We start from the raw sequence: 1,785 nt of genomic DNA on the forward strand, positions 1-1,785 counted from the left end.
TCTTGGAGATGATCGTGTACCCGTTGGTCGAGGTCGTCACCGTCTTCGACGCCGGCGCCGACTCCTCCTGACCCAGACTCGACACCGCGGTGTTCGTCAGCTGGGTTCCCGGCGGGATGCTGGGGTCGGCCACCGCCTGATAGGTCAACGGATGCTGCACATTCGTCGCCACGTCGTTCAACGTCCAGGTCAGCACCTCCCGACCCGCACCATCGGTCGACACCACCGGCGCCGGGTCGGCGGACCCAGGCTGATAGGTCATCCCCAACGGCAGCACGTCACGGATCACATACCCGTCCACCGTTGCCGGGATCGCACCCGCCCCGTTCGCGGAGTAGGTCAACGTGAACTCCGCCGGCACTCCCGGCGTCACCGTCGACCGCGGCGAGCTCTTCTTGATCGCCGGGATCGCGGTCACCACCACCAACACATCCCGACGCCCGTTGGTGTTGGGGTATCGGTAGCTGGGCGTCGGGGTGAGACCGGGCGAGGTGCTGGGCGTGGTCCAGGTCCCGTTGCGCTGGTAGGAGCCGAACATCCAGACGTCCTGTCCGGGGGCCACGTTGTCCTGGATCTTCGTCGGGACCCAGAACTGGAAGCCCCGGGCGTTGACGGCGTCCACAGCCGAGGCCGGGTAGCTCCACCGCACCGCGGTCACCGTCGTCGGGTCGGTCGGCAGGGCGGCGGACCAGGTGCCGGTGCCGCAGTTGAAGGTGTCCGGGTCGCCGACCCCGCCGGTGTAGTACTCCACCACCCCGGGACGGTCCGCCTCGGTGAACTCGAAGCCCTTCGACTCCGCGTCGTGATACCAGTACCTGATCGGGCGAGTCGGGTCGAAATCGACGTACTGGGTGTCGAAGGCCTGGCAGACGCCGTACTGGGCGGTGGGGGCCGGGTTGTCGTTGCCGCTCAGCCAGTTGGTGGTCACCGTGGCGACCGTCGTTCCGGCCGCGACCCGGTAGGTGTCGTCCCAGGGCGTGCCGCCGTTCCCGGTGTACCACCGGATGAAGGCCGAGCTGAAGCCGCCCGGGAGGGTGTAGACCTTGCTGGAGGCGTTGTTGCCGGCCAGGTCGGTGGAGGTCTGGCCCGTGGGTGCCCGGTAGGTCGGCGCGCTGGCCTGCAGGCTCAGCGACCCGGCCTGGCTGGTGGCCACCCGGAACCACACCATGCCGCTGGCGACGTAGTCCCAGTCGGTCGGCAGCGGCTTGTTGGCGGAGTCCAGCCGCGGCACGTTGAGCAGGTCGTAGTTGATCCCGGTCAGGGTCAGGTCGAACACGCCCGGCATTCCTGTGACCGGGGTCAGGGTGCAGCTGTCGACGAAGTTCGTGCTCTGCGGGTGCCCAGGGACGTGAGACCACGGGTGGCCATCCGCGTTCCACATGTCGAACTCCGTGCAGCCCTGCACGCCCTGATTGTCCTCCTGGCCGACGTTCGGATGGGTCCCGACCGTCACCGGACGCCCGTTGGAGTCGGTCAGGGTCAGCCGCTGGGTGATCGAGTTCGGACCCGGGTCGGAGCCGTCGCCCAGCCGCAGCGACCACTCCAGGTCGACGTCGACGTACTGCGGGTTGTCGACGTCGTTCCAGGCCTCGTATGACGTGGTGCCTCCCCACTGCATGTCCATCGCGAACGGGTTGCGGATCGGGATCGGGGGCAGCGTGACCTTCTCACCACTCGGGCTGGTGCCGTCGATCACGACCTCCTCGCCGGTGACCCCGTTGGCCACGACCGGGGTCTGCAGGATGATCGCCGTGCCCTGCACGACCGTGCCGAAGTTGCAGGTCA

Annotated in this window: 1 protein-coding gene; it reads right to left on the reverse strand. The window is 68.1% G+C overall.

What is annotated here, in order from left to right; translation table 11 throughout:
- A partial coding sequence (locus tag E7Z54_RS11000; protein ID WP_168798277.1) for a DUF11 domain-containing protein occupies window positions 1–1,785 on the reverse strand: 1,785 nt, incomplete at both ends.

Source organism: Nocardioides sp. (assembly GCF_004803405.1).
GTDB classification, from domain to species: Bacteria; Actinomycetota; Actinomycetes; order Propionibacteriales; family Nocardioidaceae; genus Nocardioides; species Nocardioides vastitatis.